Annotated in this window: 17 protein-coding genes; 4 read left to right on the top strand and 13 right to left on the bottom strand. The window is 70.6% G+C overall.

The annotated features are described in order from the left end of the window. Nucleotides 1-4 precede the first annotated feature (4 nt). The 8 genes from ACFYXF_RS06205 to ACFYXF_RS06170 all read right to left on the bottom strand — a co-directional run bounded on the left by ACFYXF_RS06205 (nt 5) and on the right by ACFYXF_RS06170 (nt 8,843). The gene (locus ACFYXF_RS06205; protein ID WP_389348350.1) at nt 5-1,558 is read right to left on the bottom strand and encodes an oligosaccharide flippase family protein; all 1,554 of its coding nucleotides are present in this window, start codon (nt 1,556-1,558) and stop codon (nt 5-7) included. After that, complete coding sequence (locus ACFYXF_RS06200) at nt 1,521-2,435, bottom strand: chain length determinant protein (RefSeq protein WP_389348349.1); 915 nt, start codon at nt 2,433-2,435, stop codon at nt 1,521-1,523. The genes ACFYXF_RS06205 and ACFYXF_RS06200 overlap by 38 nt, the downstream gene beginning before the upstream one ends. Nucleotides 2,436-2,501: 66 nt before the next feature. Then, entirely contained in the window at nt 2,502-3,632 is a 1,131-nt protein-coding gene (gene wecB / locus ACFYXF_RS06195) for a non-hydrolyzing UDP-N-acetylglucosamine 2-epimerase (protein ID WP_389348348.1), read from the bottom strand. 3 nt (nt 3,633-3,635) lie between these two features. Continuing rightward, a complete protein-coding gene (locus tag ACFYXF_RS06190; RefSeq protein WP_389348347.1) occupies nt 3,636-4,895 on the bottom strand; it encodes a nucleotide sugar dehydrogenase in 1,260 nt (419 codons plus the stop codon). Beyond that, nucleotides 4,895-5,665: a WecB/TagA/CpsF family glycosyltransferase gene (locus ACFYXF_RS06185; RefSeq protein WP_389348346.1), complete on the bottom strand. Its 771-nt coding sequence runs from the start codon at nt 5,663-5,665 to the stop codon at nt 4,895-4,897. The genes ACFYXF_RS06190 and ACFYXF_RS06185 overlap by 1 nt, the downstream gene beginning before the upstream one ends. Further along, nucleotides 5,662-6,828 (bottom strand): hypothetical protein, encoded by a 1,167-nt coding sequence (locus ACFYXF_RS06180; protein ID WP_389348345.1) that lies wholly within the window; start codon nt 6,826-6,828, stop codon nt 5,662-5,664. The genes ACFYXF_RS06185 and ACFYXF_RS06180 overlap by 4 nt, the downstream gene beginning before the upstream one ends. Before the next feature lie 275 nt (nt 6,829-7,103). Further along, the gene (locus ACFYXF_RS06175; RefSeq protein ID WP_389348344.1) at nt 7,104-7,703 is read right to left on the bottom strand and encodes an acyltransferase; all 600 of its coding nucleotides are present in this window, start codon (nt 7,701-7,703) and stop codon (nt 7,104-7,106) included. 159 nt (nt 7,704-7,862) lie between these two features. Beyond that, nucleotides 7,863-8,843 carry an NADPH:quinone reductase gene (locus ACFYXF_RS06170; protein ID WP_389348343.1) on the bottom strand — a complete coding sequence of 327 codons (981 nt, stop codon included), beginning with the start codon at nt 8,841-8,843 and terminating at the stop codon, nt 7,863-7,865. A gap of 163 nt (nt 8,844-9,006) precedes the next feature. Between ACFYXF_RS06170 and ACFYXF_RS06165 the strand changes: the two genes are divergently transcribed. Then, complete coding sequence (locus ACFYXF_RS06165; RefSeq protein WP_389348342.1) at nt 9,007-10,113, top strand: NAD(P)/FAD-dependent oxidoreductase; 1,107 nt, start codon at nt 9,007-9,009, stop codon at nt 10,111-10,113. A gap of 160 nt (nt 10,114-10,273) precedes the next feature. Next, nucleotides 10,274-11,677, top strand: coding sequence for a cytochrome P450 (locus tag ACFYXF_RS06160; protein ID WP_389348341.1), 1,404 nt, complete (start codon nt 10,274-10,276; stop codon nt 11,675-11,677). Nucleotides 11,678-11,842: 165 nt separating this feature from the next. Here ACFYXF_RS06160 and ACFYXF_RS06155 read toward each other — a convergent pair whose 3' ends face one another. The 5 genes from ACFYXF_RS06155 to ACFYXF_RS06135 are packed head-to-tail and all read right to left on the bottom strand — an operon-like array spanning nt 11,843 to nt 16,834. Then, entirely contained in the window at nt 11,843-12,724 is an 882-nt protein-coding gene (locus ACFYXF_RS06155) for an SDR family oxidoreductase (protein ID WP_389348340.1), read from the bottom strand. Next, on the bottom strand, nt 12,721-13,806 hold the full coding sequence (locus ACFYXF_RS06150) for an acyl-CoA dehydrogenase family protein (RefSeq protein WP_389348339.1): 1,086 nt from the start codon (nt 13,804-13,806) through the stop codon (nt 12,721-12,723). Before ACFYXF_RS06150 ends, ACFYXF_RS06155 begins: the two co-directional genes overlap by 4 nt. A gap of 9 nt (nt 13,807-13,815) precedes the next feature. Continuing rightward, nucleotides 13,816-14,946 (bottom strand): acyl-CoA dehydrogenase family protein, encoded by a 1,131-nt coding sequence (locus tag ACFYXF_RS06145; protein ID WP_389348338.1) that lies wholly within the window; start codon nt 14,944-14,946, stop codon nt 13,816-13,818. A gap of 3 nt (nt 14,947-14,949) precedes the next feature. Further along, entirely contained in the window at nt 14,950-15,714 is a 765-nt protein-coding gene (locus ACFYXF_RS06140) for an enoyl-CoA hydratase family protein (protein WP_389348337.1), read from the bottom strand. Nucleotides 15,715-15,733: 19 nt separating this feature from the next. Then, nucleotides 15,734-16,834 (bottom strand): NAD(P)H-dependent flavin oxidoreductase, encoded by a 1,101-nt coding sequence (locus tag ACFYXF_RS06135; protein ID WP_389348336.1) that lies wholly within the window; start codon nt 16,832-16,834, stop codon nt 15,734-15,736. A gap of 108 nt (nt 16,835-16,942) precedes the next feature. Here ACFYXF_RS06135 and ACFYXF_RS06130 point away from each other — a divergent pair, with 108 nt between their 5' ends. Next, nucleotides 16,943-17,827: a CoA transferase subunit A gene (locus ACFYXF_RS06130; RefSeq protein WP_389348335.1), complete on the top strand. Its 885-nt coding sequence runs from the start codon at nt 16,943-16,945 to the stop codon at nt 17,825-17,827. Then, on the top strand, nt 17,824-18,636 hold the full coding sequence (locus ACFYXF_RS06125) for a CoA-transferase subunit beta (RefSeq protein ID WP_389348334.1): 813 nt from the start codon (nt 17,824-17,826) through the stop codon (nt 18,634-18,636). The genes ACFYXF_RS06130 and ACFYXF_RS06125 overlap by 4 nt, the downstream gene beginning before the upstream one ends. Nucleotides 18,637-18,640: the final 4 nt, after the last annotated feature.

Below are 18,640 nucleotides of genomic sequence, written 5' to 3'. Positions count from 1 at the left end.
AGGTTCACCTCAAGTCCTGTTGGGTGGGCCGAACAGGTGCGGCGGACCCGGGCGGGCCGCCGTGGGGCCGGTCCCCGCGCCCGACACCGCGCAGGAAGTCACGGCTGGGCAGGACGCACAGCGCGTAGCCGGCCAGGGCGAGGGTGGTGATGGCGAGGAGAGCCAAGGTGCCGTCCCCGAACAGTTGCTTGAGGCCGACGATGATCACGGCCATCACGGCCCCGCCGAGGAAGGGCCACGCACAGGCCCGCGCGATCCTGCCGACCCCGATGCCGCCCCGCCTGAGGGCGAACAGGAACACGGGCACCACCAGACCGCCCGCGACCAGGACATGGGCCTGCGACGCCCCGACGATGCCGTTCATCCGGGCGCCGACGAGAAGCACCGGGATCAGCGCGACCAGCCACAGGCCCTGCACCAGGAAGAGCGACCGCCGCTGTCCGATCGCGACCAGACAGTCGTACGCGAGTTCGCTGCCGATCCGGATCAGGCCCAGGGCCATCAGCCAGGGCAGGGCCGCGGCGGCGGGCGCCCAGTCACTCCCGTAGATCAGCTGGACGGCTGGACCCGCGAGGCCGGCCAGCAGGACGCATGCCGGGACGGTGGCCGTGATCACCACGCCCAGGGCACGGCTGAAGCCCTGGGCGAGCGCCTGTGGTGACTCGGCCAGCCGGGAGAAGCCGGCGAAGGAGACCCGGCGGGCTGCCTCGGAGATGATCCGCACGGGCCAGCCGGAGATGTTGAAGGCGAGGACGTAGAAACCCAGGGCGACATTGCCCAGGGTCGCGCCCACCACCATCGTGTCGACGTTGACCACCGCGAGGGCCAGCATGCTCGCCCCCGCCAGCGGAAGCCCGAACCGGAGCAGCGCCCGGGCCTGTTCGGGGTTCCAGCCGAACTTCAGGGTGCCCGGCGCCGCCAGCGCGCAGCCGATCAGTGTCACGACGTTGCCCGCCACGGCACCCACGGCGAAGCTCATCGCGCCCCAGCCCTCGAAGGCCAGCAGCAGCGTCACCGACGTACTGAGCAGGAAGTTGAGCCCGTCGATGATCATCCGCTTGCCCTGCGCGAACTCCCGGGTGAGGAAGTTGGCGGGCACCTGCGCTATCCCGTCGATCACCACGCACAGGCACATCACCCGCAGTACGCCCGTGGCGTCGGGTGAGCCGAGCAGGCTCGCGACCGTCGGTGCCGCCGCGAACAGCGCCACGTACAGCAGACCGCTGGAAAGGACGCTGAGGGTCAGCACGGTCGGCGCGAACCGGCGTGCGTCGCCCTCCCAGCGCACGATGGCCAGGCCCACGCCCAGCTCGTTGGCGGACAGCAGGACCAGCAGCACGGTCTGCGCGATGCCGTACACGCCCCACTCCGCGGGGCCCAGGGCGAAGCGCGCCAGCACGATGCCGGTCGCGAAGTTGCCCAGGCGCATGACAACGGTGTTGATCAGGCTCCAGCGGGCCGCCGAACGGACCTTCCCGCCGAGGGAGACGGCGGCCGCGGGAGCGGGGGTGTCGCCCGGCTCAGCGGTCCCGCTGTCCGGTGTGCGAACGCTGTCCACTGGTCGGCTCCTCGTCGAGCGGCTCGGCGGCGGGTGCCACGGCCGTGGCGGACCGCCCGGCCTTCGGCTCCCCGGCAGACCTGGTCCCGGCGGACCGCGCCCAGGCGGGCGGTGTGCGCAGAGCGATCGTCTGTTCCGCGATCGACTCCTCGGACGCCGACCGGGTGGTGGCGACGGGGGCGTCGGTCGAATCGGTTGAATCGGCTGAACTGGCTGTATCGGTCGTGGACTCGGGGGCCTCGTCCGGCTCCGCGGGCTCTTCCGGTCGTGCCGACGGACGCGACCGGCGGCGCGCCTCCACATAGAAGACGGCGGTCAGGCTCAGCACCAGACCCAGGCCACCAGCCATGATCATGTACTGGAGTCGGGTCTTGGTCTGTGCCACCGGCGGCTGCGGGGCCACGATCGTCGTCAGCCGGATCATGGCCTGCGGGGCGACCGACTGCTGCTCCTGGAACTGTTCCAGCCGGTCCTTCGCGTACTCGGTCAGGATGCGGTCCGAGGCCAGGACGGTGGTCCTGTCGGTGCCGGTGACGGTGAGCCACATCAGCGGCCCCTGGGCGTTGTCGGCGAGCTTGGCCTCGAACGTACCGGTGGCACCACGGGACTTGAGCTCCCGGACGGAGACATCGGAGTTGAGATTGCGGGCCAGGCTGTCGGCCATGCCGGTGAGCGAGGTCTGGGTGCTGAGGAAGGGGTTGCCGTCGTAGGCGCGGGTGGCCTTCTCGGAGTTGAGAAGGACCACCGTGCTCTGCGACTGGTAGGTGACCGGGACCAACAGCACCACGGCGGCGATCAGACCGCCGGTCAGCAGCAGTCCGGGCAGCAGGACGTACCAGCGCCTGCGCATGACCCGGAAGATCTCAGCGAGATCCATGATGGTCCCCCCTTGCGACCAAACGTTCTGTGATCAAACGTTCGACGAGCGTGTATTTCAAGCGGATCATATGGGGAACGTTCGATCCTCGGGTCTCGGCTGGTCGGTCGGTCTCGGCCGGGTGCTCGCCGTGCCCCCCGCCAGCAGCACATCGGCGATACGGTCGCTCGCCCGGCCGTCCCACAGCTCGGGCCGACGCGGCGCGGGCGGATCGTCCAGCACCCGGTTCACGGTGGACACGATCCGCTCCGGATCCCGGCCGGCCAGCACGTTGGTGCCCTGCTCGACGGTGATCGGCCGCTCGGTGTTGTCCCGCAGCGTTACGCACGGCACCCCGAGCGCGGTGGTCTCCTCCTGGATGCCGCCGGAGTCGGTCAGCACGACCCTGGCGGAGTCCTGGAGGGCGATGAAGTCCAGGTATCCGGCGGGCGGTACGAGCCGGATACCGCCGGGGACACCGATCTCGGCCAGCTTGCCCGCAGCGCGCGGATGCACGGGCAGGACGAGCGGGAGGCGGCCGGCGATCTCGCCCAGGGCCTTCAGCAGCCCGGAGAGGACCTCGGGGTCGTCCACATTGGCGGGCCGGTGCAGGGTGACCAGGCCGTACTCACCCTTGGTCAGGCCGTGTTCGTCCAAGACGTCCGAGGCCCTGGCCCGCTCCAGGTTGGTCAGCAGCGTGTCGATCATGACGTTGCCGACCAGGTGGATCTGGTCCTCCCGGTAGCCCTCGGCGCGCAGGTTCTCCGCGGCGTCGGGCGAGGGGGCCAGCAGATAGTCGCTGACCCGGTCGGTGGCGACGCGGTTGACCTCCTCCGGCATGCCCCAGTCACGGCTGCGCAGCCCGGCCTCGACATGGGCCAGCAGCGGCCCCGCCTTGGCGGTGACCAGGGCGCAGGCCAGCGTGGAGTTGATGTCGCCGACCACGACGACGATGTCCGGGGCCACCTCGCCGAGCAGCGGCTCGAACGCGGTCATCACGCGTCCGGTCTGCTCGGCGTGGGAGCCGGAACCGACGCCGAGGAAGCGGTCGGGCGGACGGATGCCGAGGTCGGCGAAGAACACGTCGTTCATGGCCGGGTCGTAGTGCTGACCGGTGTGGACGAGGACCACCTCGGCGCCCCGGCTCTCCAGGGCGTCCATCACCGGCTTGATCTTCATGTAGTTGGGGCGGGCCCCGGCGACGCAGACGACTCGCATGGGTCAGAGCACCTCGACAGTGGAGCCCGACGACAGCCGGCGACGGCAGTCGAGGACGAAGGGGGCGTGTTCGGCGACGAGTTCGTAGTCGAAGCTGTCGTGGTCGGTGAGCAGGACCACCACATCGGCGGCGGCCAGCTCCTCCGGTACCGGTTCGACCCGTACCAACCGGGTGTCCACAGGCAGGCTCTCGACGACGTGCGGGTCGGCCGCCCTGACCTGGGCGCCCATGTCGAGCAGGAGTTGGGCGATGCGCAGGGCGGGCGACTCGCGGGCGTCACCGGTGTTCTTCTTGTACGCCAGACCGAGCAGCAGGATGCGCGAGCCGTTCACGGATCTGCGTCTCTCGTTGAAGAGGTCGCTGATGCGTCTCGCCACGTACTCGGGCATGTGGTTGTTGATGTCGTTGGCCAGCTCCACGAACCGGAAGCTCTGGCCGAGTTCACGCTGCACCCGCCAGGAAAGATAGGAGGGGTCGATCGGCAGGCAGTGGCCGCCGACACCCGGTCCCGGCGTGAACCTCATGAAGCCGAAGGGCTTGGTGGAGGCGGCGTCGATGGCCTGCCAGACGTCGATGTCCAGGTGGTGGGCGAACATCGCGATCTCGTTGACCAGCGCGATGTTCACATGGCGGAAGGTGTTCTCCAGCAGCTTGGCCAGCTCGGCCTCCTTCGGCGAACCCACCGGCACGGTGGTGTCGACGAGTTCGGCGTAGAAGTCCTGAACGGCCTTGAGAGACGCCTCGTTGACGCCGGAGACGACCTTCGGGGTCTCCTTGAAACCCCAGACGGCGTTTCCGGGGTCGATCCGCTCCGGGCTGTACCCGAGGTGGAAGTCGGTGCCCGCGGTCAGACCCGAGCCGTCCTCCAGGATCGGGGCGAACAGCTCCTGGGTGGTGCCGGGATACGTGGTCGACTCCAGGACGACCGTGGCTCCCGGGCGCAGATAGCGGGCGAGGGTGGCCCCCGACTCCTTGATGTACCGGAGGTCGGGAGTGCCCTCGTGCAGCGGGGTCGGCACGGTCACCACGGCGATGTCGAAACCGCCGCAGTCACGTGCCGACTCGCTCGGGCGGTACGAGCCCGCGTCCAGTGCCGCCCGGATCCGCTCGGAGGAGACGTCCTCGACGAAGGACTCACCGGCGGCGAGGCTCTTGACCCGCCGGGAGTCGACGTCGTACCCGATCACCTCGTGTCCGACCTCGGCGGCGCGGACGGCCAGCGGCAGGCCGACGTATCCCTGTCCAACCACGACGACGCGCATCAGTTGCTCCTGTTCGCGGAAGCGGGCGACGGGGTGAGCCGGATCAGCTCCCGCGCCGTCATGAGGACGAAGGCCGCGTTGGTGGTGAGGTAGCGGCGGCCGAGGCGACGCGGTTCCTGGAGCGCGCGGTAGAGCCACTCGACGCCCCACCGCTGCCAGGACTCGGGGGCCCGCTTGGTGATCCCGGCGAGGATGTCGAAGGAGCCGCCGACCCCGTGCACGACGCGGGCGCCGGTGCGGGCGCCGTACGCGGCCGTGAAGATCTCCTTCTTCGGCGAGGTCATGCCAAGGAAGAGCATCTGGGCGCCGCTGTCCGCGATATCGCCCGCGATGACCTCCTGCTGGGAGTCGTCGAAGTAGCCGTTGCGGCTGCCCGCCACCTTCAGCCCGGGGAAGCGGTCGGCCACCCGGCGCAGCATCTCCTCCAGCACCTCCTCCTTGGCGCCGAGGAAGTACACCGACATGCCCGCCGACTCCGCCTCGGCCAGCAGCCGCAGGAACAGGTCGATACCGGCCACCCGTTCCGGCAGCGGGGCGCGCAGGATCCGGCTCGCCCAGACCACGGCCTGTCCGTCGGCGAGCACGAGGTCACAGCCGGACACGGCGTCCGCGAGGCGCGGGTCCCGCCGCATGTTCACCAGCTTGGCGGCGTTGACGACGCCGATCTCCAACTGCCTGTCGTCCCGCACGGCTTGGAGGCAGTGCTCGACGGTCTCGTCCATGGTCAGCGGGTCCAGCTCGACCCCGAACAGAGTCTGGCGCTCGCTCATATCCGTCCCCCCTGCCAGGCGTGGAGCATCCAACCGAACTCGTACGGGCGGCATTCGCGGTCCACGGAGAGGGGGCGGTACACCCGGTCCAGGGACTTCAGCCGGAGGTTCGGAGCGACTCGGGTGCCGAGTCCCCGGGCGGCGCGTACGGCCTTCTTCGGGTCGCCCCGGTAGACCTTGCGCCAGGTGACGCCGAGTTCGTCGTGGATCATCGACTCCTCGTGGCCGGCGGCCAGTTCGGGTACGTCGGTCATCCAGCGCAGGCCCTTGCGGATCGCCGCGCCGAAGTCGCTGCCACCCGCGTCGGTCAGGTCGAACAGGGCGGTCGGCGCCATCGCGTGCTGGTGGACGCTGTAGACCGGGTAGCCCTCCACGACACCGCCGGTGCGCGCGTCGTAGTGCCACCACCACTGCCCGCCGTCGCCCTGCAGTTCGCAGATGCGCGCCGCGCAGGCCTCGGACGCGGCCAGCGCCTCGGGGTCGCCGCCCTGTTCGTCGCTGGCGTGGGCGCGGGCCAGGGCCTGGAGCGGGTACGTCTGGTCGGCGAAGCAGCTCACATGCGCCCGGTACCAGGGCACCAGACCGGGCCCGGTGGCATGCGGGAACAGCGGGCTGTCGCCGATCCGGGCCTTCAGCAGCCGGTCCCGAGCTGCGGTGAAACGTCTCTCCACGTCGACCGTGCTGCGAGCCGCCGCGAGGGCCGACAGCACCCAGGCCGCCTCCACCGTGTACTGCGGCCGGCCCTCCTCGTCCAGGGCGTCGACCCGGGCGAGGGCGTCGGAGAGTTTGGGGTGCTCGGTGTCGGCGGCGGCCCAGGCGATGAGCGCCGCGTCACCGAGGTTGGTCACCGCGGGCAGCGACTCGACGAGCAGACCCGTGAACTCCTGGGCCGTGTGCCCGCCGAGCACCGCGCGCTGACGGTCCTCGGGGAGAAAGTGGGCGCCCAGCACGGTGATGGCCGCGTACCGGGTGCTGATCCCGCGCCGCTCCAACGTCCAGGAGCCGTCCGGGATTTGCCGTCCGGACATGGTGAAGACGAAGGCTTCGCCCCCGGGAAGCAGCATCGACGGGAGCCCCGACTCGGCGACGGCAAGGAGCCGTTGGGCGAGCGGAAGCAGCGGCGGCTCGTCACGACCGAGCGCCGCCAGACGTGTTGTGGTCATCGTTTGGGCACACCAACCCCCCTGTGGGTCCTCTGCTTTTGAACAGCCTGGTGATCGCCGCGGCGCCAAGGGCCGCACGGCGGAAGGCAGACAACAGACATCACGCGTCGGAGCGGTCCCAGCTCCTCGCTTCAGGCACAGCTGTCCCTACCCGGTAACCCCCCCTGGGCACTGGTTTCGTGTGCTCATTGTGCTAGGTCTGCATAGTTCGCACACATGTTATGCCTGAGGATGTTCGAAGATTTGCGTTTTGTGGGAAACATGGGAAACAGGCGTCATGCGCGCTCGACGAGTTGGTCGTCCTTCTCGTCGAACAGCCCACCCGTCTCGGGGCACTCCCACACGCCCGGCTCGCCCTCCCGTTGCATCAGTCGTACGCCGGCCCGGCCGACCCAGCCGATCCGGCGCGCCGGAACACCGGCCACGAGCGCGAAGTCCGGCACGTCCTTGGTCACCACGGCACCCGCCGCGACCAGCGCCCATCGGCCGACACGCACCGGCGCCACACACACCGAACGGGCTCCGAGCGACGCTCCCTCGGCGACCACCACCGCCACGGCCGTCCAGTCGTCGCCGCGCTTCAACTTGCCCTGGGGGTCGACCGATCGGGGAAAGTAGTCGTTGGTGAGGACCGCCGCCGGACCGACGAACACCCCGTCCTCCAGCACCGCGGGTTCGTACACGAGTGCATAGTTCTGAAGCTTCACGTTGTCGCCGATCCGCACTCCCGGGCCGACATACGCCCCCCGGCCCACGATGCATCCGGTGCCCAGCCGGGCGTCCTCCCGGATCTGGGCCAGATCCCAGACCGTCGTTCCGTCGCCGACCGTGGCCGCCTCGTCGACCTGAGCGGTCGGCTGGACTCTGAAGCTCACGTGGTTGAACCCTTCTGTTCGTCGAGGCTCGGCGAAGTTCGGCGAAGCTCGTCGACATTCGTGGAGTCTCGTGGAGACGACAAAGGTGCGTTCATGAGATCACCATATGTATGTCGAACTCGGGTGCGGGAGGGCTCAAACGTGAACGTTTGCTGCCTGTCAGTTGGCGACGGTGATCAGCACTCGGCCGCGTCCGCCCGCGTCGACCCGTTCGTGGGCCTTGGCGATGTCGGTGAGCGGGTAGCGGTCGCCGATGTCGACGGTGAGGGCGCCGACCGCTGCCGCCGCCGTGAGGTCACGGGCGGCCTGCCGTCTGGCGTCGGCGGGGAAGTCGTCGCTGCCGAGCAGGCGCAGGGTGATGTTGTTGAACAGCAGGGGCCAGAAGGGGAGTTCGGTGCGGTCGGCGTGGGTGCCGTAGGCGGCGATGACGGCGTCGGGTGCGGTGACGGCGTTGTCGAGGTCGGCGTTGGCGGACAGGGACGCCTCGACGACGCGGTGCACGCCGCCGGGCGCGTGGGAGCGGATGTCCACGGCCGGGTCGGCGGTGTCCAGGGCGACGGCGTGGGAGGCGACCGCCGGGTCCACGTGGTCCAGGTCGCTCTTGTGGCGGACGGTGCCGATGACAGTGGCCCCGCCCCAGCCGGCGAGTTGGGCGGCGAGGGAACCGACACCGCCGAGCACCCCGTGCACGAGGACGAGCCGCCCGTCGACCGGGCCGTCGGCGAACACCGCGCGGTGGGCGGTGATTCCGGGGATGCCGAGGCTCGCGCCGAGTTCGTCGCCGAGGTGGTCGGGGAGTCGGACGGCCTGCTGATCGGGTACGACGGTGTACTGGGCGGCGGTGCCGAACGCGCGGTAGGACTGGGCGCCGTACACCCAGACCCGCTGGCCCACCCGGCGGGCGTCGACGCCGTCACCGACCCGGTCGACGACCCCGGCGGCGTCGCTGTGCGGGATCACGCGCGGGTAGGGCATCGAGGAGCCGAGCCAGCCGCGCCGCTTCTTGGTGTCGCCGGGGTTGACGCCGGAGACGGTCACGCGGACGCGGACCTCGCCGGGGCCGGGCTCGGGGTCGGGAAGCTCGCCGACGCGCAGGACGTCGGCGGCGGGGCCTTGTTCGTCGTACCAGGAAGCGAGCATGGACGTACCTTCGGAGTACTACGGTCGCACTACTTCACGGAATGCACACAGAAACACATCGGATCTTTAAGTTTCAAGCGCTACGCTCGGGGCAGTCGAGTGGCCGCCGGAGTCCACCCACCGCGCGGTACTCGCTCCCCCCACCAGGCACAGGAGACTCGGCGTGCGTGACGGCGACGTAGTGGTGATCGGCGGCGGCTATGCCGGCGTACGGCTGGCGAGACGGTTGGACGAGACGGCGCGGGTCACTCTGGTGGACCGCAAGGAGGTCTTCTTCCATCGTATTGCCTCCCTGCGCGCAGGCGTGCACCCGGAGTGGACGGTCGCTCCGTTCATTCCGTACGACCGGCTGCTGCGCCACGGCCGTGTCGTCGTGGGCAAGGCCGTCCGGGTCGAGACCGCCGAGCGGGAGGTGGTGTTGGGCACGGGCGAGCGCCTCCCGTACGACGTGGTGGTGATCGCCACCGGCGCCGACTATCCCGAGCCGGCCCGCTTCACCGGGACCACCGTCGAGGAGGCGGCCGAGTCGTTCGCCGGGCACCAGCGGCACATCGCCGCCGCCGATCATGTCCTCGTCGTCGGCGGCGGGCCCTCCGGTGTCGAGCTGAGCGCCGAGATACGCCTCGCCCGGCCGGACGCCCGGGTCACCCTCGCCCACTCCGGGTCGGCGCTGCTGCACGCCACGGGCAGCGAACGGGCCGGACGCAAGGCCCGCGCCTGGCTGGAATCGCACGACGTGGAAGTGCTCCTAGACTCGTTCATGTCGCCCGGCAACGACTTCGGCACCTACCGCGACGCACGCGGCCACATCATCGCCGCCGACCGCTCCTTCTGGGCCACGGGCACCACCCCCAACACCTTCTGGCTGCGCATGGCCGGCCACAGCGACTGGCTGAACGCCGCCGGGCATGTGAAGGTCGACCGGACGCTCCGGGTCGAGGGGCGGCCGGACGTGTTCGCGGTCGGGGACGTCAACGACGTCAGCGAACTCAAGATCACCCCCGTCGCGATCGCGCAGGCGGACCTCGCCGTCCACAACATCCGCTCCTACCTTCAGAGTTCGGGCAGGCACCGCCGACAGCCCCGCTTCTACCGGCCGATCCACCGCACCCCGCTGGTCGTGCCGTTCGGCCCCGCCGACGGGGTGACCATGGTGCCCGTGCCCGGCGGCGAGACCGCGGTCCTCGGCGGCCGGACGGCCACCCTGGCCAAGGCCAAGACCCTCATGACGCCCTACATGCGGCGTCAGTTGGGCTACACGGCGGCCTGAGACCAATGTGCCGCACGTGACCAGCGTGACCGGTGGGGCTGCAACTGTGGGTTGCGCCCCCGTTGTTACCCCGCCGTACGGTCTGCGGTAGGGTCCCCAGCGTTTCCAACTACCGGCTGAACGTAGGCCGGTACGGGGAGTGTTGGAGGGCGACGCGACGATGGAATCCCAGTGGGGCGACGGCGGATCCGTGGACCTGGACGGCGCACGGTTGGAGGAGATGTCACCTGAACCGTTGCTGACCAGGGACTACGAGACGCGCCCCTCGCTCGTGTACGAACGGCTGAGGCAGCGGCACGGCCCGGTCGCACCGGTCGACCTGCTGGGCGTGCCCGCCTGGCTGGTCCTGGGCTACCAGGAGTCGCTCCAGGTCCTCCAGGACGACGACGGCTGGCCGAAGGGGCTGGAGAACTGGCGGGCCCGCTCGGAGGGCCGTGTGCCGTCCGACTGGCCGCTCGGACCGTCCCTGGAGGTCAACCATGTGCTGATCCAGGGCGGCCCCGGATACCGGCCGCTGCGGGCTGCGTGGGACATCGCGCTGAAGCCGTTCCAGGATCCCGGCCACCCCCAGGCGAGGCGCCTGAAGCGGGCCGTCACCGCCTACGCCGACGAACTGATCACCCTCATGGGCCAGGGCGGCACAACAGGCCTCGCGGACCTGTCAGCCCAGTTCTCCCGGCCGCTGCCGCTGATGGTGGCCAGCCATCTGCTCGGTATCCCCGGTTCACAGGGCGACGACGCGCTGATGGACATGTGGCGGGTACTGGACGCCGGCCCCGACGCGGAACCCGCCCTGGAACGGCTGCTGGCGACGCTGGCCGAACTGGCGGCGGCGAAACTGGACAGCCCCGGGGACGACTTCCCCTCCTACCTGCTGGCCGCGCACCCCGGACTCTCGATCGACGAACTGGCCCGCGAACTGTTCATGCTGCTGGGCATGACCTCCGACCACGTCGGCATCCTCATATCCAACACGGTGGTCGAGGTCATATCGGGCGAGGGCAGCGTACGGGCCAGCCTCTCCGCCGGGATGGTGAAGGAGACCATGAACCGGGTGGTCATGCGCAAGCCGCCCCTGGTCAACTTCGTGCCCCGCTTCGCCGCGAAGGATACTCCGCTGGGCAACTACACGATCCGGGCGGGCGACCCGGTGTGGGTTTCCGCCGCGGCGGCCCACGCCGACCCGCTCTTCGCGAAGAACGTGTGCCCGAGCACCACGGTCAGCACCCGGGCGCATCTGTCCTGGGGCGCGGGCCCACGCCAGTGCCCGGCGCGCGAACTCGCGTCGACGGTCGCGGCGGTCGGAGTGGACCGGCTCTTCGAACGCTTCACCCACCTGGACCTGGCCCTCCCGGTCGACCAACTCCCGTGGCGCTCCTCCCCGTTCATGCGCGGCCTGCGATCACTGCCGGTGCGGTACGAACTCGCCCCGGTGGCTCCGGAGCGACGCCTGGCCTACGACCAGACAACGCCACCGACGGAGTCGGACCTGCCGGACCCGTCGGCGCGACAGCGGTCGTCGCTGTGGCGGTATCTGACGGGGTTGATCCGCACGGGGCGGTGAGCTGGGGAGCATTTCAGCCCGTGCGGCGCCTTTCAGCCCGTCCGGCGTTTGAGGACGAGGCCGTTCAGGCCGAAAGGGGGGTCTGGGGGCGCAGCCCCCAGGGATGGGACGGGTAGGGGCGGCGGGGGCGAAAAAGGTCTCGAGACCCACCACAACAGGCCGCGCTCAGGCGCCGTACACCGGCGCCGGCGAGGCCACTTCGGTGAGCAACTCACGCACCGCCGAGCCAACCTCGCCGGGCGCCCAGCGCCGATCCCGCACCCGCCGAGGCCCGTGCTGCCAGCCGTCGGCAACGGCGATCGTGCCGCCCTCGGCCTCGAAGACCCGCCCGGAGACGTCGCCCGACTCGGCGGAGGCCAGCCACACCACCAGCGGGGAGACATTCCCGGGGTGAGGTGCGTCGAAGCCGGACTCCGGTGCACGCATCTGCTCGGCGAAGGCCGCGACCGCCTGGGTCATCGGCGTGCGGGCGGAGGGGGCGATGGCATTCACGGTGACGCCGTACCGGCCCAGTTCGGCGGCGGCAATCACGGTGAGCGCCGCGATACCCGCCTTCGCGGCACCGTAGTTGCCCTGGCCGACACTGCCCATCAGCCCGGCACCCGAGGTGGTGTTGACGACCCGGGCGTCGACCGGCCGACCCTGCTTGCTCAACTCCCGCCAGTACGCGGCCGCGTGTCGAAGCGGCGCCGCATGCCCCTTGAGATCGACCTTCAGGACCAGGTCCCAGTCGGCCTCGGTCATGGAGACCAGCATCCGGTCACGGTTGATGCCCGCGTTGTTCACCAGCGCGTGCAGCACCCCGAACTCACCGACGGCCCGCCCGATCAGCGCTTCCGCGTACCCCCAGTCGCTGACGTCCCCCAGGTCGGCGACAGCGGTACCCCCGGCCGCCCCGATCTCCTCGGCCACCACCTTCGCGGCCTCGCCCAGATCATTGACCACGACCCGGGCCCCCTCCGCCGCCAACGCGAGGGCATGCTCCCGCCCCAGCCCCTGCCCCGCTCCGGTGACGACGACGACCCGGTCCCGACAGATCCCGCTCACGTGATTGCCCCTTCGCTGACGATGCCGAGTCCGAGCCGCTCCGCGATGAACTCCCGGTGCTGCACGGGCCCGCCCCAGTCCGCGGCCAGGGCCCAGGCCCGTTTGGCGTACAGGTGGAGGTCGTACTCCGTGGTGTAGCCCATGGCGCCGTGGCACTGGATCGCAGTACGGGCCGTCTTCCGGGCCGCGTCCGAGGCGAGCACCTTTGCCATCGATGTGCGTACGGCGGCCTCCGGATCGGCGGCCGTCTGCGCCCAGCCCGCCGCGAGGACCGCCGGCCGGGCGAAGCGCAGTGCCAGCTCCACATCGGCCAGGGCGTGTTTGACCGCCTGGAACGAGCCGACCGGTACGCCGAACTGGTGGCGCTCCCGGACATGGGCCACGGTCAGTTCGAGCATCCGCTCGCTCAGCCCGATCAACAGCGCGGCCGTGGCCAGCACTCCGTGTCGGTAGGCGACTGCCAGTTCGGCGGGCCCCTCGGCCAGTAACAGCCCACTGCCCGCAAGGGAGTTGACTCGGGCCAGCCGCCGGGAACCGTCCACCGAGTCGACCGGCTCCAACTCCACCTCGTCGCGGGTGTACAGGCGCAGCCCGTCGCCGTCGGGTACGGCGATCAGGTCGGCGCGTGCGGCGAAGGGGACCGGGGCGTCCGGGGTGAGCGACACCGTCAGCAGGGCCGATCCTCTTAGGACAGCCGGGAGTTGGGGGGCGCCCGCTGCGGCGAGCAGAGGGGCGCCGACGGCCACCGTCTCGGCGGCCGGTACCGGCAGACCGCTGCGGCCGAGGGCCTCCATCAGCGGCGGAATCGCGTTCTCGTCGAGCCCGAGGCCGTCGGAACTCCCCGAACTCCCCGAACCCCCAGATCTCCCCGAACCCCCTGAATCACCTGAACCCCCCGACCCCTCGGGGACCAGCGCACCGGTGACACCCACCCCCGCGAGAGTCCGCCACACCGCGTCCACCGCCTCCACGCGGCCCCCCGGCCACCCCGCCCGGATCTGCTCGGCGCCGGCCTGTTTGGCGAGCACCTCACCGGCTGCCTCGGCGAGAGCCGCGTCCCGTTCCGCTACGGCCAAGCGCATCGCGTCCGGTCACCTCCTCGGCAGGCCGAGCAGTCGCTCGGCGACGATGTTGCGCTGGATCTCGTTCGTGCCGGCGTAGATGGGACCCGCCAGGGAGAAAAGGAAGCCTCGGCTCCAGGTGCTGTCCAACTCGGCCTCGGGGCCGAGCAGTTCGGCCGCCGTCTCGTGCAGGGCGATGTCGAGCTGGGACCAGAACAGCTTGTTCAGGCTGGACTCCGCACCGACCGGCCGCCCCTCGACGATCGAGGTGACCTGCTCCAGGGTGAACAGCTCGTACGCCTGGGCCTCGATCCACGCCTGCACCACCCCGTCCCGATGAGCCCCTGGCCCCTTTGTCCGCGCAAGGTCGAGCAGTCGCTCGGCGGTGTGCAGGAACCGGCCGGGGGAGCGCAGCGTCAGCCCGCGCTCGGACCCCGTCGTCGCCATCGCCACCCGCCAGCCCTCCCCGACCCCGCCCAGCACATCGGCGTCAGGCACGAGGACGTCGTCGAGGAAGACCTCCGCGAACCCCTCGTCACCATCGAGGCGTTCGAACCCGCGCACTGTGACACCGGGCGCGTCCAGCCGGACAAGGAAGTACGTCAGCCCTCGATGCCGCTCCGCCTCCGGGTCCGTACGGAACAGACCGAACAGGTGCGTGCAGAAGGCGCCACGGGTCGTCCAGGTCTTCTGGCCGGTCAGCCGCCACCCGCACGCCCCCTCGTCACGGACCGCCCGGCTACGGATCGCGGCGAGGTCGCTCCCCGCACCCGGCTCGGACCAGCCCTGTGCCCAGAGATCCTGCGCGGCGGCCATCCTCGGCAGAATGCGCCGCTGCTGCTCCTCCGTACCGAAGGCGAAGACGGTCGGCGCCAGCAGGAAGATGCCGTTCTGGGTGACCCGGGCGGGCGCCCCGGCCCGGTAGTACTCGTCCTCGAAGACCAGCCACTGCCACAACGACGCGTCCCGCCCGCCGTACGCCTCGGGCCAGGACACCACCGACCAGCGGGCCTCGAACAGCGCCCGCTCCCACTCCAGATGGGCGGCGAACCCCTCACGGGTGTCACCGGACGGGAGCGGGGTCCGCGGCACGTTCGCCGCCAGCCACTCCCGCGCCTCCTGCCGGAACGCCTCTTCCTCCGGGCTCCAGGTGAGATCCATGGCTCAGCCCTCCCCGTCCGGGCGCCCGCCGAAGGTGTCGCGGACCTCGGCGGCGACACCGGAGAGGTTGATCTCGAAGGTGAAGCCCTGTTCGTAGCGGTAGCTGCGTTTGACGTCCCAGAGGTCGATGCCGTTGAAGGCCTCCTTGGCGGCGCGGATCACCGTCGGGTTCTTCCCGGCGATGTCGGCGGCGACCTCCAGGGCGCGGTCCCGGAGGCGGTCGGCCGGTACGACGTCGAACACCGAGCCGAAGGCGTGCAGTTCGGCGGCCGACGCGGTGGCGCAGGTGTACATCATCGCCCTGGCCCGATGCTGCGGGACGAGACGGGAGAGGTGCGTCGCGGCACCCAGTGCGCCCCGGTCCACCTCCGGCAGCCCGAAGTAGGCGTCCTCGGCCGCGACGATCACGTCCGAGTTGCCGACCAGACCGATCCCGCCGCCGAGACAGAAGCCGTGGACCGCCGTGACGACCGGCACCGCACACTCGTAGACCGCGGCGAACGCGGCGAAGCAGCCACGGTTCGCCCCGATGAGGGCGGTGTGGCCGGTGTCTGCCTGCAACTCCTTGACATCCACACCCGCGTTGAAACCGCGGCCCTCGGCGCGCAGCAGCACCGCCCGTACGTCAGGGTCGCGGCCGAGCCGCTCGACCGTCTCCGCCAGCTGGTACCAGCCCGCCACCGGAAGGGCGTTGACCGGCGGGCAGTCGACGACCACCTCGGCGACACCGCGCTCGTCGACGGTGGCCCTGATGAATTCCGTGCCCATGCGCTCTCTCCCGTCCTGGTCACCGTTCGCTTCGTGTTCCGTCGGCCTTGGTCAGGCGGGTGAGGACCGCGTCGGCCTCCGCGACGATGCGTTCGACGAGTTCCACGCAACTGGGCAGGTCGTCGATCACGCCCGCGACCTGGCCGGAGGCCAGGGTGCCGAGGTCCGTGCGGCCGTCGACCATGCTGGCGCGCAGCATCATCGGGGTGTTCGCCGCCATCAGGACCTGGGACCAGCCCAGTTGATGGCCGCGCCGCATCGCCAGTCCCTCGCGGACCAGGTCGGACCACGAGGTCCCGGAGACCTTCCGGAACGCGACGGCGTGCCGCAGCGACCGGACGAGCCGCGCGGGCGCCCGTTCCCGCAGCAGCCGTTCCACCGCCTCGGTGCGCAGTACGCGCTGGGGGATGCCGTCGAGGACCGGGGTGACGACCGTGTCGGTGACGCCCCGCTTCAGATACTCGGCCTTGACCGAGTCCCGTACGGTGCTGTCGCTGGTCAGCAGGAACCGCGTGCCCATGGCGATGCCCACGGCCCCCAGGGCGAGTGCGGACACCAGCCCCCGCCCGTCCCGGAACCCGCCGGCCGCGATGACCGGGATGTCGACGGCGTCCACGACCTGCGGGACCAGGATCGAGGTGGGCACGCCCCCGGTGTGGCCGCCGCCCTCACCGCCCTGCACGACGACCGCGTCCACGCCCCACGCCTGCACCTTCTCCGCATGCCGGCGGGCACCGATGGACGGGATGACCACCAGCCCGGAGTCCTTGAGCTCCCGGATGACGCGTTCGTGTGGCGCGAGCGCGAAAGACGCGATCTTCACGCCCTCGCGCACCAGGAGTTGGCCGCGCTCCAGGACGTCGGGGGAGTCGCCGCGCATGTTGACCCCGAACGGCGCGTTGGTGCGCTCCCGGACGGCCCGGACGGCGTCCCGGGTCTCGTCCAGGGAGAGCGTGGCGCTCGCCAGGATGCCCAACCCGCCGGCCGCCGCCGTGGCCGCCGTCAACTCCGGTCCGGACACATACCCCATGCCGGTCTGCACGATCGGGTACCGGACACCGACCAGATCGCACAGCGCGGTGTGCAGGGCGGGATGGACGGGGGCGATGGGGGCGCTCATGCCGGGACTCCTTCCGCTTCCGAGGGGTTGTCGGTCGACCCAACGTAACCTAACAATTGTTTGCTAGGTAAGGCTGTGGATAACTTGGACGCGCGGGAGGAACAGCCCATGGGCGACAAGTCGATGTCCCTGGAGGACGTCGCCGGAACCGTCGAGTCGGGCATGACGATCGGTATCGGCGGCTGGGGATCGCGGCGCAAACCGATGGCGCTGGTGCGTGAACTCCTGCGCGGCGACGCGCGCGACCTGACCGTCGTCTCCTTCGGCGGCCCGGATGTGGGGCTGCTGTGCGCGGCGGGCCGGGTCCGCAAGCTCGTCTACGGCTTCGTCTCGCTGGACAGCATCGCGCTCGACCCGCACTTCCGCGCCGTACGGGAGCGGGGCGGTGTGGAGACCGCCGAGTACGACGAGGGCATGTTCGTCACCGGTCTGCGGGCCGCCGCGAGCCGGCTGTCCTTCCTGCCCACCCGCGCGGGCCTCGGCTCCGACGTCCTCACGATGAACCCCGACCTCGTGACGATCGCCTCCCCGTACGACGACGAGGAGTACGTCGCGATGAAGGCACTGCGGCTCGACGTGGCCCTGGTGCACGTCAACCGCGCCGACGCGGCGGGCAACGCCCAGTACCTGGGCCCGGACCCGTACTTCGACGACCTGTTCGCGATGGCGGCCGACCGCTGCTACGTCAGCACCGAACGGATCGTGGAGCCGGGCGGCCTGCTCGCCGACGGGCCCGCACAGTCGCTGCTGATCAGCCGTCTCTTCGTCAACGGGGTCGTCGAGACGCCCCGAGGCGCCCACTTCACGTCCTGCGACCCGGACTACGCGCGCGACGAGGCCTTCCAGGCGCACTACGCGTCGGCGGCGCGGGACGCCGACTCCTGGGAGCTGTTCCGCAAGACGTTCCTAGACGGCGACGAACAGGCGTACCAGGACGCCGTGGCCGAGTTCCACGCGAACCGCGACGACGGACGACAGGGGGAGGGGCGATGACGGAGAGCCCTTCGGCCGAGACGGAGACCGCCCAGGCCCGGACAGACATCACCCGTGCCGAAGTGTGCGCCGCGGCCTGCGCCGACGTCTGGTGCGGCGCCGGGGAGATACTCGCGCACACGGCCGGTGTGCTGCCCTCGATCGGTGCTCGCCTCGCGCGGCTGACGACCAGCCCGGACCTGGTCCTGACCGACGGCGAGGCCTACTTCATGAGCGACCCGCCGCCGCTCGGCCGAACGGCCGCCGACGGAGGCGTGGTCGAGGGCTGGGTGCCGTACCGGAAGGTCTTCGACATCGTCGCCAGTGGCCGTCGGCAGAGCATGATGGGCGCCAGCCAGATCGACCGGTACGGGAACCAGAACATCTCCCTCATCGGCGACTGGCGCCGTCCCACGCGCCAACTCATCGGCGTACGCGGCGCTCCCGGGAACACGGCCAACCACCGCACCGACTACTGGGTGGCCAGGCACACCCCGAAGGTGTTCGTCGAGAAGGTCGACGTGGTCTGCGGCGTGGGCAACGACCGCGCGCGCGGGACGGGCGGAAACGGCCTGAGGTTCCACGACCTTGGCGTGGTGATCACGAACCTGGCGGTCCTCGACTACGGGGAGGACGGGCGGCTGCGCGTGCGCTCGCTGCATCCCGGCGTCACCGCGGACGAGGTCCACGCGAACACCGGCTTCGAGATCGACACGAGCGGTGCCACGGAGACCCGGCTGCCCGACGAGACCGAACTGCGGCTCATCCGCGAGGTCGTGGACCCACGCGGCCTGCGCGACCGCGAGGTGAGCCGGAGCACCGGGTCGTAGGACC

Origin of the sequence: Streptomyces sp. NPDC002680, assembly GCF_042889145.1 — a bacterium.
In the GTDB taxonomy this organism is placed as follows: domain Bacteria; phylum Actinomycetota; class Actinomycetes; order Streptomycetales; family Streptomycetaceae; genus Streptomyces; species Streptomyces adonidis.
The sequence above is the reverse complement of the archived record's forward strand: the minus strand, read 5'-3'. Positions and strand labels throughout refer to the sequence as shown.

Bases quoted from the DNA above. Each gene is read 5' to 3' on its own strand.
- ACFYXF_RS06140 (WP_389348337.1), bottom strand. From the start codon at position 15,714: ATGGGCACGGAATTCATCAGGGCCACCGTCGACGAGCGCGGTGTCGCC.
- wecB (WP_389348348.1), bottom strand. From the start codon at position 3,632: ATGCGAGTCGTCTGCGTCGCCGGGGCCCGCCCCAACTACATGAAGATC.
- ACFYXF_RS06130 (WP_389348335.1), top strand. From the start codon at position 16,943: ATGGGCGACAAGTCGATGTCCCTGGAGGACGTCGCCGGAACCGTCGAG.
- ACFYXF_RS06160 (WP_389348341.1), top strand. From the start codon at position 10,274: ATGGAATCCCAGTGGGGCGACGGCGGATCCGTGGACCTGGACGGCGCA.
- ACFYXF_RS06125 (WP_389348334.1), top strand. From the start codon at position 17,824: ATGACGGAGAGCCCTTCGGCCGAGACGGAGACCGCCCAGGCCCGGACA.
- ACFYXF_RS06135 (WP_389348336.1), bottom strand. From the start codon at position 16,834: ATGAGCGCCCCCATCGCCCCCGTCCATCCCGCCCTGCACACCGCGCTG.
- ACFYXF_RS06150 (WP_389348339.1), bottom strand. From the start codon at position 13,806: ATGCGCTTGGCCGTAGCGGAACGGGACGCGGCTCTCGCCGAGGCAGCC.
- ACFYXF_RS06190 (WP_389348347.1), bottom strand. From the start codon at position 4,895: ATGCGCGTCGTCGTGGTTGGACAGGGATACGTCGGCCTGCCGCTGGCC.
- ACFYXF_RS06180 (WP_389348345.1), bottom strand. From the start codon at position 6,828: ATGACCACAACACGTCTGGCGGCGCTCGGTCGTGACGAGCCGCCGCTG.
- ACFYXF_RS06185 (WP_389348346.1), bottom strand. From the start codon at position 5,665: ATGAGCGAGCGCCAGACTCTGTTCGGGGTCGAGCTGGACCCGCTGACC.
- ACFYXF_RS06200 (WP_389348349.1), bottom strand. From the start codon at position 2,435: ATGGATCTCGCTGAGATCTTCCGGGTCATGCGCAGGCGCTGGTACGTC.
- ACFYXF_RS06145 (WP_389348338.1), bottom strand. From the start codon at position 14,946: ATGGATCTCACCTGGAGCCCGGAGGAAGAGGCGTTCCGGCAGGAGGCG.
- ACFYXF_RS06170 (WP_389348343.1), bottom strand. From the start codon at position 8,843: ATGCTCGCTTCCTGGTACGACGAACAAGGCCCCGCCGCCGACGTCCTG.